Annotated in this window: 15 protein-coding genes and 1 tRNA gene; 4 read left to right on the forward strand and 12 right to left on the reverse strand. The window is 66.1% G+C overall.

Annotated elements, in window-relative coordinates; translation table 11 throughout:
- Positions 1-5: 5 nt before the first annotated feature.
- A complete protein-coding gene (locus SGR02S_RS03710; protein WP_067105797.1) occupies positions 6-1,604 on the reverse strand; it encodes a GMC family oxidoreductase in 1,599 nt (532 codons plus the stop codon).
- Between the two features lie 134 nt (positions 1,605-1,738).
- Positions 1,739-2,884 (reverse strand): acyl-CoA dehydrogenase family protein, encoded by a 1,146-nt coding sequence (locus SGR02S_RS03715; RefSeq protein WP_234002612.1) that lies wholly within the window; start codon positions 2,882-2,884, stop codon positions 1,739-1,741.
- A 307-nt stretch (positions 2,885-3,191) separates the two neighbouring features.
- Here SGR02S_RS03715 and SGR02S_RS03720 point away from each other — a divergent pair, with 307 nt between their 5' ends.
- Together SGR02S_RS03720 and SGR02S_RS03725 are read left to right on the forward strand one after the other, a co-directional pair.
- On the forward strand, positions 3,192-3,473 hold the full coding sequence (locus SGR02S_RS03720) for a hypothetical protein (RefSeq protein WP_067105801.1): 282 nt from the start codon (positions 3,192-3,194) through the stop codon (positions 3,471-3,473).
- Positions 3,470-4,363 carry an alpha/beta fold hydrolase gene (locus SGR02S_RS03725; RefSeq protein WP_067105803.1) on the forward strand — a complete coding sequence of 298 codons (894 nt, stop codon included), beginning with the start codon at positions 3,470-3,472 and terminating at the stop codon, positions 4,361-4,363. Before SGR02S_RS03720 ends, SGR02S_RS03725 begins: the two co-directional genes overlap by 4 nt.
- Before the next feature lie 78 nt (positions 4,364-4,441).
- On the opposite strand, the gene SGR02S_RS03730 is transcribed toward SGR02S_RS03725, so the two are convergent.
- The 5 genes from SGR02S_RS03730 to SGR02S_RS03750 are packed head-to-tail and all read right to left on the reverse strand — an operon-like array spanning position 4,442 to position 8,404.
- Positions 4,442-5,233 (reverse strand): IclR family transcriptional regulator, encoded by a 792-nt coding sequence (locus tag SGR02S_RS03730; protein ID WP_067105805.1) that lies wholly within the window; start codon positions 5,231-5,233, stop codon positions 4,442-4,444.
- A 9-nt stretch (positions 5,234-5,242) separates the two neighbouring features.
- Positions 5,243-6,154, reverse strand: coding sequence for an HpcH/HpaI aldolase/citrate lyase family protein (locus tag SGR02S_RS03735; protein WP_067105807.1), 912 nt, complete (start codon positions 6,152-6,154; stop codon positions 5,243-5,245).
- The gene (locus SGR02S_RS03740; protein WP_218000100.1) at positions 6,151-7,401 is read right to left on the reverse strand and encodes a CaiB/BaiF CoA transferase family protein; all 1,251 of its coding nucleotides are present in this window, start codon (positions 7,399-7,401) and stop codon (positions 6,151-6,153) included. Before SGR02S_RS03740 ends, SGR02S_RS03735 begins: the two co-directional genes overlap by 4 nt.
- A complete protein-coding gene (locus SGR02S_RS03745; protein WP_067105811.1) occupies positions 7,398-7,880 on the reverse strand; it encodes a MaoC family dehydratase in 483 nt (160 codons plus the stop codon). Before SGR02S_RS03745 ends, SGR02S_RS03740 begins: the two co-directional genes overlap by 4 nt.
- On the reverse strand, positions 7,880-8,404 hold the full coding sequence (locus tag SGR02S_RS03750) for a MaoC family dehydratase (protein WP_067105813.1): 525 nt from the start codon (positions 8,402-8,404) through the stop codon (positions 7,880-7,882). Before SGR02S_RS03750 ends, SGR02S_RS03745 begins: the two co-directional genes overlap by 1 nt.
- 278 nt (positions 8,405-8,682) lie before the next feature.
- On the opposite strand from SGR02S_RS03750, the gene SGR02S_RS03755 reads away from it, so the two are divergent.
- Entirely contained in the window at positions 8,683-10,230 is a 1,548-nt protein-coding gene (locus SGR02S_RS03755) for an acetolactate synthase large subunit (RefSeq protein ID WP_067105815.1), read from the forward strand.
- Positions 10,231-10,263: 33 nt separating this feature from the next.
- Entirely contained in the window at positions 10,264-11,673 is a 1,410-nt protein-coding gene (locus tag SGR02S_RS03760; protein WP_067105816.1) for an FAD-binding oxidoreductase, read from the forward strand.
- Positions 11,674-11,904: 231 nt separating this feature from the next.
- Here the strand turns inward: SGR02S_RS03760 and SGR02S_RS03765 are convergent.
- The 5 genes from SGR02S_RS03765 to infA all read right to left on the reverse strand — a co-directional run bounded on the left by SGR02S_RS03765 (position 11,905) and on the right by infA (position 14,037).
- A tRNA-Phe gene (locus SGR02S_RS03765) sits at positions 11,905-11,980 on the reverse strand.
- 94 nt (positions 11,981-12,074) lie between these two features.
- Positions 12,075-12,269, reverse strand: coding sequence for a DNA gyrase inhibitor YacG (locus SGR02S_RS03770; protein ID WP_067105818.1), 195 nt, complete (start codon positions 12,267-12,269; stop codon positions 12,075-12,077).
- A complete protein-coding gene (locus SGR02S_RS03775) occupies positions 12,259-13,227 on the reverse strand; it encodes a ribonuclease (protein WP_067105820.1) in 969 nt (322 codons plus the stop codon). Before SGR02S_RS03775 ends, SGR02S_RS03770 begins: the two co-directional genes overlap by 11 nt.
- A complete protein-coding gene (locus SGR02S_RS03780; RefSeq protein WP_067105830.1) occupies positions 13,220-13,792 on the reverse strand; it encodes a Maf family protein in 573 nt (190 codons plus the stop codon). The genes SGR02S_RS03775 and SGR02S_RS03780 overlap by 8 nt, the downstream gene beginning before the upstream one ends.
- A gap of 26 nt (positions 13,793-13,818) precedes the next feature.
- Positions 13,819-14,037, reverse strand: coding sequence for a translation initiation factor IF-1 (gene infA, locus SGR02S_RS03785; protein ID WP_010162480.1), 219 nt, complete (start codon positions 14,035-14,037; stop codon positions 13,819-13,821).
- Positions 14,038-14,295: the final 258 nt, after the last annotated feature.

Below are 14,295 nucleotides of genomic sequence, written 5' to 3' on the forward strand. Positions count from 1 at the left end.
GGAAGTCAGCCGGCGTCGGCCAGAATCAGGTCAGCGGCGCGTTCGGCGATCATGATCGTCGGGGCGTTGGTGTTGCCGCTGACGACATAGGGCATGATCGACGCATCGATGACGCGCACGCCCGGTATGCCATGGACGCGAAGCCGGGGATCGACGACCGCGTCGGGGCCGGTCCCCATCTTGCAGGTACCGACAGGATGCATCACGCTTTGCGCATATTCGCGGACGTAGGACAGGATTTCGTCGTCGCTCTGGAGCTGTTCGCCCGGCCCGCATTCGCGCACGACCGCATCGCCGAACGCGCCGGTAGAGGCGATGCGGCGCATCCATCGGATGCCCCGCAGCAGGGTGGCGCGATCATATTCCTCGGTCAGATAGTTGAAGCGCAGCACCGGCGCCTGCCGCGGATCCTGCGGATTGAGAGTCAGCGTTCCGCGCGATTCGGGACGAAGCAGGATCGCCACCGCCTGTACCCCCGGATAGCTGTGCATCTTGAGTTGGCCTCTCGCGTTGAAATCGAAGCTCCAGGCGCGGAAGCTGATCTGGATGTCGGGCGCCGCCGCTTCGGGATCGGTGCGGATGAATGCCGCCGCCTGCGACGTTCCGAGCGACAGCGGTCCCGACCTCGTCAGCAGGTAGCGCACGCCGTTGAGATATTTGCGCACCCCCGACAGGGTCTTGTTGAGCGACATGCCCTCGCGCGTCTCGTAGTTGACCGGGGCGCTGATATGGTCCTGAAGATTGCGGCCGACGCCCGGCAGATCGTGGACGACCGCGATGCCGTTTTCGGCGAGATGCGCCGCCGGGCCGATCCCCGACAGCATCAGAAGCTGGGGCGAATTGATCGATCCGCCGCTCAGCAACGTCTCGCGCGCATAGGCGCGGTGCTCCTGACCACCCCGGACATAGCAAACGCCCCGCACCCGCCCGTCCTCGATGATCAGGCGGCTGACCGGCGCACGATCGAGCAGTTCGAGGTTGGGACGGCGCCGCGCCGGCCGGAGGAAGGAGTGGGCCGTCGAATTGCGCCGCCCCTCGCTGATCGTGAACTGATAGAGCTGGGCGCCCTCCTGCTGCGCGCCGTTGAAATCCTCCGTCGGCGGCAGCCCGGCCGCGCGGCCGGAATCGACGAAGGCGTCGACCACCGGGATGTCATAGGAAGCACGCGCGACGCGCATCGGCCCCGTCGATCCGTGATACTGGTCGACGAAATCGAGATTGGTTTCGGCGCGCCGGAAATAGGGCAGAACGTCGGCGGCCGACCATCCCGCATTGCCCTCCGCCGCCCACCGGTCGTAATCGAACCGATTGCCGCGGATATAGACCATGCCGTTGATCGCGCTCGATCCCCCCATCAGCATGCCGCGCGGGTGATAGACGCGCCGGCCGTCCAGCGTCGGCTCCTCTTCCGAATGATACATCCAGTTGAGCCTGGGATCGGTGTAGAGGAACGGAACTCCCGCCGGGGTGCGGACCCAGAAGCTTTCCTTGTCCGGCCCCGCCTCCAGCAACAGCACCCGGTGCTTTCCGCTCTCGCTCAGCCGATTGGCGAGCACGCAGCCGGCCGAGCCGGCGCCGACGATGATATAGTCATAGTGCTGCATGATCCGTCCGCCGGACCTGTCCGGCGCCTCCCGTCATTTCGTTCGCCGGCCATGATCATCGCCGCGGGGTCCCGCGCAAGCCGGGCACCCATCTCATTACATCTGCGATGGAATGGCGCCCCGCCGCCCGCCGCTCAGCGTCCCAGCAGATGGTCGGAAATGATCCGCAGCTGGATTTCCGACGTGCCCTCGAAAATCTTGGTCAGCCGCGCGTCGCGCCAATAGCGCTCGACGGCATAATGGGTGGTATAGCCGGCGCCGCCCAATATCTGCAGCGCGTCGCTGGTGACGCGCTCTGCCATTTCGGAGGCGAGATATTTGACCATCGACGCCTCGGCATCGCAGCGCCGCCCCGTGTCGATCTGATCGCAGACATGATACATGAGCTGGCGGCATGCCTCGATCTCGGTCGCCATCCGCGCCAGCTTGAACCTTATGTCCTGAAATTCGGCGATGGGTCGGCCGAACTGCTGTCGCTCCTTGGCGTAAGCGAGCGCATCCTCCAGCGCGCCGCGCGCGAGACCGATCGAGCGCGCCGCGGTGTGCGCCCGCGCGCGTTCGAGGCCGTGCGCGATCATGTAGAAGGCCTTGCCTTCCTCGCCCAGCAATGCCGAAGCGGGAACGCGCACGCCGTCGAACGCCAGTTCCCATGTCTTCCAGCCGAAATAACCGATCTTCGGGATCGGCGACCCCTGCACGCCCGCGGGCAATTCGCCGCGCGGCTTTTCGAGAACGAAGGCCGACAGCCCCGCATGGCGGCGCTTCGGGTCGGGATCGGTTCCGGTGCGCGCGATGACGGTGACGAAGTCGGCTCCATCGGCGAAGGTGCACCAATATTTGTTGCCGGTGATGATATAATCGTCGCCGTCGCGGACCGCGCGCGTGCTGATGTTGGCGACATCGCTGCCGGCGTTCGGTTCCGACATGGCGAAGGCACCGAGATATTCGCCGCGCGCGACGCGTGGCAGCACGTCGGCGCGCCATTCCTCGCTCATGCTTTCCATGCCGATCATGCTGTTGCCGCGCGCGATCAGGCTCCCGACGCTCATCCACGCGCGCGCCAGTTCCTCGGCGACAAGGCAATATTCGAACGCGCCCAATCCCAGGCCGCCGTATTTTTCCGGTACGACGATGCCGAAATAGCCAAGCTCGCCCATCTTGCGGATCAGATCGTCGGGGATGATCCCCTGGACGGGATCGAGCCGGTTCGCGATCGGCAGCACTTCGTTCATCGCGAAATCGCGCGCGCTTTCCTGAATCATCAGGCGTTCTTCGGTCATCCACCCCATTGCCAAGCTCCCGATCTCATGTCGTGCGGCGCTGCACCGGCGCCCTCGCTTCCCGTCTATGCGGATCGGCGTCCGGGCGCCACGCGGCCACCCGCTTCATCGCATGTGTAATGGAAGGGTGCACGCAGCAGGTGCGAACTCGACAGCGAGGACAAAGCGCGCAAGACAAGGGGCATCGGACAGGACGGGCGCGAACCGCCGTCGCAGGGAGAGTGTAGCCATGCCTTCGACCGAGATATTGGACGCCTTGAACGCGGACCCGTCGGTCCAGCGAAGATTGCGATTCGCAAACTGCGTCTTGCGCATCGAGACCGGCGACCGGCGTTGGCTGCTGGCGCTGCGCGACGGAAAGGTCGCATCGGCGGCGGCCGACGAGACCGCCGACGTCACGATCCGGATCGCGCCGGAGGCCTGGGCCGCTTTCCAGCAACCCGTGCCGCCGCCGGGATGCCACGACATCTATGCGATGGCAGAAACGGGCCGCGCCGACGTGACGGGCGACTTCCTGACGCTGTTTCGCTATTCTTATGTCCTCAAGGACATTCTCCAGCAACTCGCAACCGGAAGGATGTTCGGATGACCACCGTCGCACCCTGTTTCGAACCGGCCGTCGGCCGCTACATCACCATCGACGTCGAGGGGCGCCGCAACCGCGTCTATGTCGAGCAGGCCGGCGAAGGCATTCCGCTGCTCTGCCTGCACACCGCCGGTGCCGACAGTCGCCAGTATCGCGCGCTGATGAACGACGAACGGCTGCTGTCCCAATATCGGGTGATCGCCTTCGACCTGCCCTATCACGGCAAGTCGTCGCCGCCCGAAGGGTGGGAACGCGACGATTATCTGCTGACCAGCGACCGCTATGTCGCGACGGTGATGAAGGTGATCGAGGCGCTCGGCATCGACCGCCCCATCGTCATGGGCTGCTCGATCGGCGGCCGCGCCGTCCTGCACCTCGCGCTGCGCCACGGTCCGAAGTTCCGGGCGGCGATCGGTCTGCAATCGGGGCTTCACGCCGAAAGCGTCTTCAACGCCCAATATAGCGACGAAGCGATCATGAACCGCCCCGAAGCGCACGGCGGCGAGATGTGCTCGATGCTGATCTCCGGCCTGATCGGGCCGGAAGCGCCGCACAAGGACCGGTGGGAGACGATCTGGCATTATATGCAGGGCGGTCCCGGCGTCTTTGCCGGCGATCTCTATTATTATTTCGATGACGGCGACCTTCGCAACGGACTGGTCGCCAATATCGACACCGCCGTCTGCCCGCTCTACCTGCTCAGCGGCGAATATGATTATTCGGCGCCGCCCGAAGCGGCGGAAGAGGTGGCGCGGCACGTCGCGGGCGCAAAGTACAGCCTGATGCCGGGTCTCGGCCATTTCCCGATGAGCGAAGACCCCGAGCGCTTCCTCGGCTATCTTCGTCCCGTGCTCGATGAAATCCGTGCCCGGGAAAGCGGCGTCGCGGCTTGAGATCGGGACAGGATCGTCTTCGAACATGAGGCCGGGGAGGTCCGCACGGGCGACGCCCGGCGGCGATACGATCTAGGGTCAGGGCCCAAGGATCGTGTCGCGCGAACTCGGCTCCTGCTGCGGCAGCGTGATGATCTTCAGCCGTTCGCTGGCATGGCGCAGCGCCTCGACGATCATGTCGTGTTTCGCCTCGATCCGCTCGACGGGAATGCCGACGCCCAGCGCCATCGGCATGAAGCCGCGCGGTGCGGGCACCGTCACGGCGATCGCCCCGAATTCCGGCGTGACGTCGCCGCGGGTCTGTGTGAAACCCTGCCGCCGGATCTGCTCGATGATCGCCATGAATTCGCTGACGCCGATCCGCAGCCGATCCTCGGTCGCCTCGGCGTTGCAGCGGTGCACCCAGCGCTGGATTTCGCCGTCGCTTTTCAGCGACAGCAGCATTCGTCCGACCGACGAGGCCGTGAGCAGTTTGTGCTGCCCCGCTTCCACGCGCATCCCGCGCGGCTTCTTGAGCAGGATGGTCGCGATATATTGGGCATAGGGTCCGTTCTGGAGACCCAGAAAGACGGTTTCCTGCACTTCGCGCTGAAGGTCCGACAGGATCGCGGTCAGCGATCCCGCCTGGTCGAATTCGCGGTTGATCCAGCTACCGAGCAGCGCGACGCGGATCGTCGGCGCATAGGTGCGCCGGTGCGCGTCATAGGTGATGTAGCCCAGGTCGCGCAGATTGGCGAGCAGCATGCTGGTGCTCGCCTGCGGGATCGCGAGTTCGGCCGAAATGCGCCCCACGGTCAGCGGCTGCTGTCGGCGCGAAAACAGCTCGAACAGCGCGAGCGTCCGTTCCGCCGACTTCACCGACCGTGACATGTTCCTATCCTACATCCCTATGAGCTCGGCCTTGCGCAGCGTATTGCGCGTCAGGCGCAGCACCGCAACGTCGATCATCACGCCATCGACCTGCACCGCGCCCAACCCCGCGCTTTCAGCCTCGCGATAGGCCTGCTCGATCCGGCGCGCCCGATCGACTTCCTCCCGCGAGGGGCTGAACACGTCGAGAGCGGGCTGGATCTGCGACGGATGGATTGCCCATTTGCCGACCATGCCGAGCGCCTTGGCGCGTTCCGCTTCCTGCCGATAGGCCGCGTCGTCCTTGAAATTGGCGAACGGCCCGTCGACCGCATCGATACCCGCGGCGCGCGCGGCCATGGTGATGCGAAAACGGGCATAGTGGAAGATGTCGCCCGGATAACCGTCGGTCGATCCGATATTCTTCGTCTCGATTCCCTGCGATCCCGAATAATCGCCCATGCCGAAGATCAGCGCCTCCATCCGATCCGAACAGCGGGCGATCTCCTCGACATTCTGAAGCGCCTCGACCTCTTCGATCAGAACCTCGATGCCGATCCGCCTGTCCAGCGACAGTTTCTGTTCGAGCTGGCCGAGCATGCGATCGAGGAAGATCACGTCCGCGGCGCAATAGGGCTTGGTCAGCATGATCGTATCGACATTGGCGCCGGCGCCCTCGACGATCTCGATGATGTCGCCGTGGCACCATTGGGTGGTCACGTCGTTGATGCGGACGCAGCGGGTCTTGCCACCCCAGTCGAGCGTGTTCAGCGCGTGGACGATCTTCTGCCGCGCCTCGACCTTGGCGGATGGCGCAACGGCGTCCTCCAGGTCGCAAAAGACGTGGTCCGCAGCCGAGGCGGCCGCCTTCGCCAGCATCTTTTCGCTGCTTCCCGGAACGGAGAGCTGGGAACGGCGGGCACGCGCGGGCCGTTGGGTCATTCGGAATTCCTTTCGTTGGTATCAAAGCCGGAGGCCTCTCGGCGAGCGATCAGCCCTTCGATCTCGTCTTCGGTCAGGCCCGCCTCGATCAGACGGACGCGGGTATGTTCGCCAAGAAAGGGCGCGCGCCGGCGCACCCCACCGGGCGTTACGGTCATCTTGACGGGCACGCCCGCCACGGTGGCGTCGGGCTGCCCCGGCTCGTCCACCGTCACGATCATTTCGCGCGCGGCGAAATGCGGATCTTCGGCGATCTCGGCGATGTTCATCACCGGGCCGAAAGGCATGCGTCCGCCGAGCCGGGCGACCAGTTCCGCCTTGGTGAAGCGCCGGGTGATGTCGCTGAGGATCGCAATCAGGCGCAAACGGTTGGCCGAGCGCGCGTCCTGCCGCGCGAAATCGGGATCGGTCGCGAGTTGCGGCGCGTCGATGGCATCGCACAGCGAGGCGAAGAAACTGTCGATATGGGCCGCCAGCGTGACGAACCCATCCGACGCGGGATACATGCCGAAAGGACAGAGGAAGGGATGATGATTGCCCTCCGGCCCCGGCAGGACACCGTCGAACGATCGCTGCCACACGCTGCGCTCGCACACCGCGAGCACGGCGTCGGTCATCGCGACGTCGACGATCTGCCCCTCGCCGGTCCGCCGTGCATGGTGGATTGCCGCCAGCACGCCGAAGCCCAGCATCATGCCTGGTATGATGTCGCCCACCCCCGGCCCGACCTTCGTCGGCGTCGCGGCATCGGGCCCGGTGATCGCCATGATGCCGCCCATCGCCTGCGCGACGACGTCGAACGCCGGCCAATCCTGATAGGGGGAAGCCCCGGTACGCGGGTCGCCGAAACCGCGCAGGCATCCATAGACGAGCCGCGGGTTGATCGCGCGCAGCACGTCCCAGCCCAGACCCAGCCGGTCCATGACACCCGGGCGGAAGTTCTCGACCACGGCGTCGGCGTCGCGGACCAGCGCCTTCAGCGCCCGCACGCCGCCCTGAGTCTTGAGATCGAGGACGACGCTGTCCTTGTTGCGCCCGATGCTCTGGAAATATCCCGAAAGCTTCCTTTCGCCTGCGGCTTGCGCCCTTCCGGCCGCGGCGCGGCTCATGTCGCCTTCGGGGCTCTCGACCTTGATGACCTCTGCACCCTGATCGGCGAGCATCATCGTCCCATAGGGCCCGGCCAGCATCTGCGTCAGGTCGATGATCCGGATGTCGGACAGCGCTCCGAAACGCGGCGCGCTCACCGGTCGCCCCAATGGCTCTTGCGCTTCAGCAGCACCGTGCGCTCGACCTCGGCGACCAGTTCGTCATGCTGGTTGTAGCCGTAGTGCCTGAAGACGACGATGCCCGCATCCTCCTGATCGGCGTCGCGCTTTTCGAGCACCTCCGAACAGGCATAGAGCGTATCGCCGTGCGTGACCGACTTCGTCAGCCGGATATTGTCGAGCCGCAGTTCCGCCAGCGCATTCTCGCAGCAATCCTGCGACGCGAGACCCAGCACCATCGAGAAGTTGACACCGCCATAGGACAATATCTTCCGGAACGGCGAATTCGCCATATGATGCTCGTTGAAATGCCCCTGCGCCGTATTCATCACCATGTTGGTGATAAGGACGTTTTCGAGCGGGGTGATCGTCTTGCCGCGCTGGTGCCGGATCGCGTCGCCGACCGCAAAATCCTCGAAATAGTTGGCTGTGCCCGTCAGGCTCGACAGCTTGTCCATCACTCCGCTCCTTCGGGAAAGCGCCGCGCGACCAGGTTCGAGCGCCGGAAGGACACGATCCGTTCGCCCGCGTCGTCGACGCCCTCCGTCTTCCAGGTCACGATGCCGTTCGCCGGATTGCTGGCGGACAGGCGCGCCTCGATCGTCTCGCTGCGCGCGCGCAGGGTAATGCCGGGATAGACCGGGCGATGATAGTCGAGGTCGAACACGCCCAGGAAGGGCCCGCCGATCTCGCTGCAATCCTCGACCGTCAGGCCGAGCACGACGTTGAACACCAGCTGCGGATTGACCACGATGTCGGGATGTCCATGAGCGACCGCATAGCTGCGATTGAAGTAAAGCGGATTGAAGGACAGGGTCAGGGTAGAGAAGAGCATGGTATCGCTCTCCAATATCGTCCGCCCCCAATGATGATCGAATCTTTGCCCCTCGTGGAAATCCTCGAACAGCCGCCCCTTTGCCCAAAGCTCCGCTCGCGCTCGCACGTCGTTCGACACGACTTCCTTCTCCTGCTGCCGCCGCACGCTTTGCGATGCGATGTTCGCGGGAAGGCGGCAAGGTGGCAAAGCGCGTTGCGGCCTTGTCATTACAGATGCGATGAGATCGCCGCATGGCGGCGCATGGACGGATCGGAATCCATCGCCGAAACCGTAGGCAGGCACGATATCGCCATGACGGCCGACAATTGATGCGGGAGAAGCGTGCGTTTTGCGCTAGGTCATTTCGTCGCGGCCACCATCGGCTATCAATCGGTTCGCCACGCCACCGGGACCGGCCGCGATCGAGATAAGGGGAGATATGTATGAACGGCGCCGAAGCTCTGATCGAAACCCTGGCCCAGGCAGGCGTCGAAGTATGTTTCGCCAATCCCGGAACGTCCGAGATGCAGCTCGTCGCCGCGATCGACCGGCAGCACGGGATGCGCGCGATACTGGGCCTGTTCGAAGGCGTGGTCACGGGCGCGGCCGACGGTTACGGCCGCATGGCCGACAAGCCGGCGATGACCCTGCTCCACCTCGGCCCCGGCCTCGCCAACGGCCTTGCCAATCTGCACAATGCGCGGCGGGCCGGATCGCCCGTCGTCAACGTCGTCGGCGATCATGCGACCTATCATCTGCAATATAATTCGCCGCTGACCAGCGATCTGGCGGGCGTCGCAAGGCCGATGTCCGATTGGATCAAGGCGTCGCGGTCCGAACGCGACCTGCCGCAGGCGGGTGCCGAGGCGATGGCGGTCGCCACCGCCTATCCCGGGCGCATCGCGACCCTCGTCGCCCCCGCCAACCATGCGTGGACCGAGGGCAGCGCGAGCGTCACTGCGCGCCCGGCGCAGGCCGCGCCGACGGTCCCGGCGGCGGTGATCGAAGAGGTCGCGACACTGCTTCGCGAAGCCGATGCGCCGAAAGCGATCTTCCTGGGCGGACGCGCGCTGCGCGAAGGCGCGCTCGAGCAGGCCGGGCGTATTGCAGCGGCGACGGGCGCGCGCCTGATCTGCGAGACGTTCCCCGCTCGGCTGCAGCGCGGGGCGGGCCGCGTGGCGGTGGAGAGACTCCCCTATTTCGGCGAACAGGCGCAGGAATATCTGCAGGATTTCAAGGCGATCGTCTTTTGCGGCTGCGAACCGCCGGTGTCCTTCTTCGCCTATCCCGGCAAGCCCAGCCGGCTTTCGCCCGATGGCGCGCGCGCAGCCCGGCTCGCCTCCGCGGAAGAAGATGCCGAGCGAGCGCTGACCGATCTCGCCGACGCTCTCGGCGCCCCGGCCGAGCCGGTGCTGGTCCAGCAGGCGGGAACGCCGCCCATCGACGGCGGCCGGCTCGATCCGGTGAAACTGGGTGCGGTCATCGCGGCCGCGCTGCCGAAGGACGCGATCGTCACCGACGAGGCGAACACGTCGGGCATCGCGCTATTTCCATATACGGCGGGCGCCGCGCCGCACGACTGGCTGACGCTGACCGGCGGCGCGATCGGGATCGGCCTGCCGCTCGCCGTGGGAGCGGCGGTGGCATGCCCCGATCGCAAGGTGATCGCGCTCCAGGCCGACGGCAGCGCGATGTATACCTGCCAGGCGCTGTGGACGATGGCGCGCGAAAAGCTGGATGTCACGACGATCCTCATCAACAACGGCAGCTATGCCATCCTCAACATCGAACTGATGCGCGTGGGCGTGCAGAACCCCGGCCCCAAGGCGCTGTCGATGCTCGATCTGCGCAATCCGGCGATCGACTGGGTTTCGATCAGCGAGGGCATGGGGGTGCCGGCACGCAGAGCCACGACGTCGGAAGAGCTACGCGAAGCGCTGGACGAAGCGCTGGCCGACAAGGGACCGCACCTGATCGAAGTCCTGATCTGACCCCACCATATCCCGCCGCCAGGAGACGCAGCCATGCCACAGGACGATCTGCTCGACGCCATCAGGGCCATCGCGGGGGATGGCGGCGTCATCGCCGGTGCCGAACTTGCCAAACGGCCGGGCGACTGGCTCGGTTTCTCGTCCTGCATGGCAGCCGCCATCGTCCGGCCGCGCTCGACGGACGAACTGTCCCGGATCATGCGCCTGTGCCACGCGCGGCGCCAGCCCGTCATCGCCGCGGGCGGGCTGAGCGGACTGGTCCACGGCACCGACGCGGCCGGCCACGAGCTGCAGATATCGTTCGAACGGATGCGCGCGGTCGAAGCGGTCGATCCGGTCGGGCGAACGATGACGGTCGAGGCGGGCGTGCCGCTGCAGGCCGCGCAGGACGCGGCGCTGGAACACGATCTGATCTATGCGGTCGATCTGGGGGCGCGGGGGTCGGCCACGATCGGCGGAACCGTCTCGACCAACGCCGGCGGCAATCAGGTGGTCCGCTACGGCATGACGCGCGAGAATGTCCTGGGGCTGGAAGTCGTTCTCGCCGACGGCACGGTGCTGTCGTCGATGAACCATCTGCTCAAGAACAATGCCGCCTATGACCTCAAGCAGATGTTCATCGGCAGCGAGGGGACGCTGGGCCTCGTCACCCGCGCCGTCCTGCGGTTGCATCCCAGGCCCCTGACCACCGCCACCGCCTTGCTGGCGGTGGACGATTTCGATGGCATCACCGGGCTGCTTTCGCTGTGCAGCGGCAGGCTCGGCGCCATGCTGACCTCGTTCGAGGTGATGTGGGAATCGCATTACCGGGCGATCGCGATCGACAGCGGGCGGCACCAACCGCCGCTCCCCGCCGGGCACACCTATTATGTCATCGTCGAAGCGTCGGGCATGGACCCGGGGCGCGACGAGGCGTTCTTCACGGCATTGATGGAGGAAACGCTCGCCAACGGACTGGCCGCCGACGCGGTGATCGCGTCGTCGGGCGCCCAGCGTGGCGCGATCTGGGGCATCCGCGAGGATATCCCCGGAATCATGGAGGCGATGATGCCCTGCGCGGTGTTCGACGTGAGCCTGCCCGTGACGGCGATGCCCGATTATGTCGCGGGCCTGACCGCTTCGGTCGACGCCGAATGGGCGGGCCAGAGCAAGCTGATGGTGTTCGGCCATCTGGGGGACGGCAATCTGCACATCAGCGTCGCTCCGCGCCCGTGGAGCGAAGAGGCGCGCCACCGCGCGGAGGAACTCGTCTATCGCCCGCTCGAAGCGATCGGCGGATCGATCTCCGCCGAGCATGGCATCGGACTGGGAAAGCGCGCCTGGCTGTCTTCATCCCGAACCCCGGAAGAAATCGCCACCATGCGGCTCCTGAAGGCCGCGCTCGATCCGCTGAATCTGCTCAATCCGGGCAAGGTCCTGATTCCGGAAGATGCCAACGCCTGACTAGAGCATCGAGCCTTAAATCTGACCCATCGTCCCGTTCGTGTCGAGCGAAGTCGAGACACCCATCTGTGTGGCGCAAGGCCGATGGGTGTCTCGACTTCGCTCGACACGAACGGATAAGAGGCGGTGCAGGTTTATGGCACGCGGCTATAGCGCAGCGGTCCGCTCGCTTCCGGGCGATCCAGAATCGGCGATGCCCTGGATTCGAGGAAGAAGATGATGAGCGGTAAATGGTGCCCGGGGGCGGGATCGAACCACCGACACTGCGATTTTCAGTCGCATGCTCTACCAACTGAGCTACCCGGGCATCGCCGCCGCGGCTGACGGCCGGGCGGGAGAGCGGCGGCTATAGGCAGGGCTTTCGATCCTGTCCAGAGCCTTTGTGGCGTCCGTCGCGCCCCTCAATCTTCGCTTTGCCGGCCGCCGTCGGCGGCGCCGTCCGGGGCCTGGTCGACGGGCACCCGATAGCCTTCGCCGAACCAGGCGTTGAGGTCGCGATCGCGGCAGCCGCGGCTGCAAAAGGGCTTGTACGCCTCGTCGCGCGGCTTGCCGCACAGCGGGCAGCGCCGCGTCCTCGCCGAACGTTCATTGGGCATGGCCCCCTCCTTTTACCTGCGCATCGGCGACGACCGTCACGGCGCGTCCGTTCTGCTTTTGCAAGGCATCGATCCAGTGTGGATGCGTGCCGATCCATTCGGCAACGGCCGGGCGCGTCACAAGTTGCAGCGCTCCCGTCCCCACCGCGCGCCCCGCCTGCCGCAGCAGCAACGCCGCGTCGGTCGCGACCGGATCGAATCGCACCTGCTCGATCAGCGACGGCCGTTCGCGCCGCCGCACGATCTGAAGAAAACCGAAGCCGTTGACCGCGGTGCGCTCGAAAGGCGGCGGCAACAGGGCATCGATCAGCCCGTCGATCGCGTGCCGCTCGACGCGCCCGGGCAAGGACGGAAAGTCGATGCCGATCGCGCCGCCGACGTCGCAGCAGCGCACGACATGCACCGCCGCCGCCGCGCCGCCCTTCGCGAGCGCGAAGGCGTCGCCTTCGCCGTCGATATCGATCAGCAGCATCGCCGGGGTCGCATCGACCCACAGCGCCCCGCCCCCAAAAGGCCAGTATCCCGTGCGGACGCGGTCGATCAGTTCGGACCAGCCGGCCGCTTCAAGCCGGTCGGGCCCGGTCGCGGGCAGATCAGCGACGGGAATCCCGGTGGCGGCGATCCGCGCGCGCAGGTCGGGGCCCGGCGAAGGCTGGGTGCCGTCATCCGCCAGCCGCGCGCGCGCCGGCTTGTCGCGGCCGCGCTCGCGCAGCGCCATGCGGGTGATCTCGACCGTCAGGCGGCTGCCGAGCGGGACGCCCGGCGCGGCGATCGTCGCGACCGGCTCGCCCGGCGCGTCGAGCGACAACCGGCCCGGTTCGACGAGCCGTGCCGTCAGGATCGCCCCGACACGCGGCCCCTCGCCTTCGCGCTCGATCCGCGCCTCGACGATGCGGCCGTCCTCAACCAGCGCGGCGCGCGCCTCGCCGATCCCGGCCTCATAAAGCCACTCAGCCAAGCGGAATGCCTGCGGCGGTCAGCAGCGCCCGCGTCTCGAACAGCGGCAGGCCGACGACGTTCGAATGGCTTCCCGACAGGAAGCGGACGAAGATTTCGGCGCGCCCCTGGATCGCATAGCCGCCCGCCTTGCCCATGCCCTCGCCGCTCGCGACATACCAGTCGATCTCGGCAGGGGTCAGCCGCTTGAAGGCGACGACGGTGTCGGCAACGCGCGCCCGCGCCCTGCCATCGGCATCGACGACGCAGACGCCCGAATAAACATGGTGCCGGCGGCCCGACAGCAGCGCCAGCATGCGGCGCAAATCCGCCTCGTCGGCCGGCTTTTCGAGAATGCGGCGGCCGACCGCGACCGTCGTGTCGCCGGCGAGCACGACCTCGTCCGCCGCCCGCTCGACCGCGCACGCCTTGCTTTCGGCGAGGCGCGCGACATAGGCGCGCGGGCTCTCGCCCTTCAGCGGCGTTTCGTCGATCTCGGGCGCGGCGATGCGCGACGGCGTCAGGCCGATCCGCGCCAGCAGCTCACGCCTGCGCGGCGATGTCGAAGCGAGGACCAGATGTCGCATGGGGGCGGGCATCGTCGCCGCACCGCTCATTTGAAGCGATAGGTGATCCGACCCTTGGTCAGGTCATAGGGGGTGAGTTCGACGAGCACCTCGTCGCCCACCAGCACGCGGATGCGGTTCTTGCGCATCTTGCCGGCCGTGTGGCCCAGAATCTCGTGGTCGTTTTCCAGTTTGACGCGAAACATCGCGTTCGGCAGCAGTTCGACCACCTGGCCGCGCATTTCCAGAAGTTCTTCTTTCGCCATCTATCCTCTGGGGGCTCGAATATTCGGATGCGCGCCCATAACGCCAAATCGGCGCAATGGAAAGCCATCTGTCGCGGGGGTGGCCTTCACGCCGAAGGCATGAAGAATTTGCTTCACGCAAAGACACAAAGAGGGTGCGCCGCCTTGCAAGCGTGCTTGCCGCCGCAGGCGGCCGTTTTTTAAAGCGCTGCGCGCATCATGCACGATGTCGCGGAGCGCAGTCGCCCTCTTTGTGTCTTTGTGTGAGATCTTTTATTT

The sequence above is a fragment of the Sphingopyxis granuli NBRC 100800 genome, assembly GCF_001591045.1.
GTDB classification, from domain to species: Bacteria; Pseudomonadota; Alphaproteobacteria; order Sphingomonadales; family Sphingomonadaceae; genus Sphingopyxis; species Sphingopyxis granuli.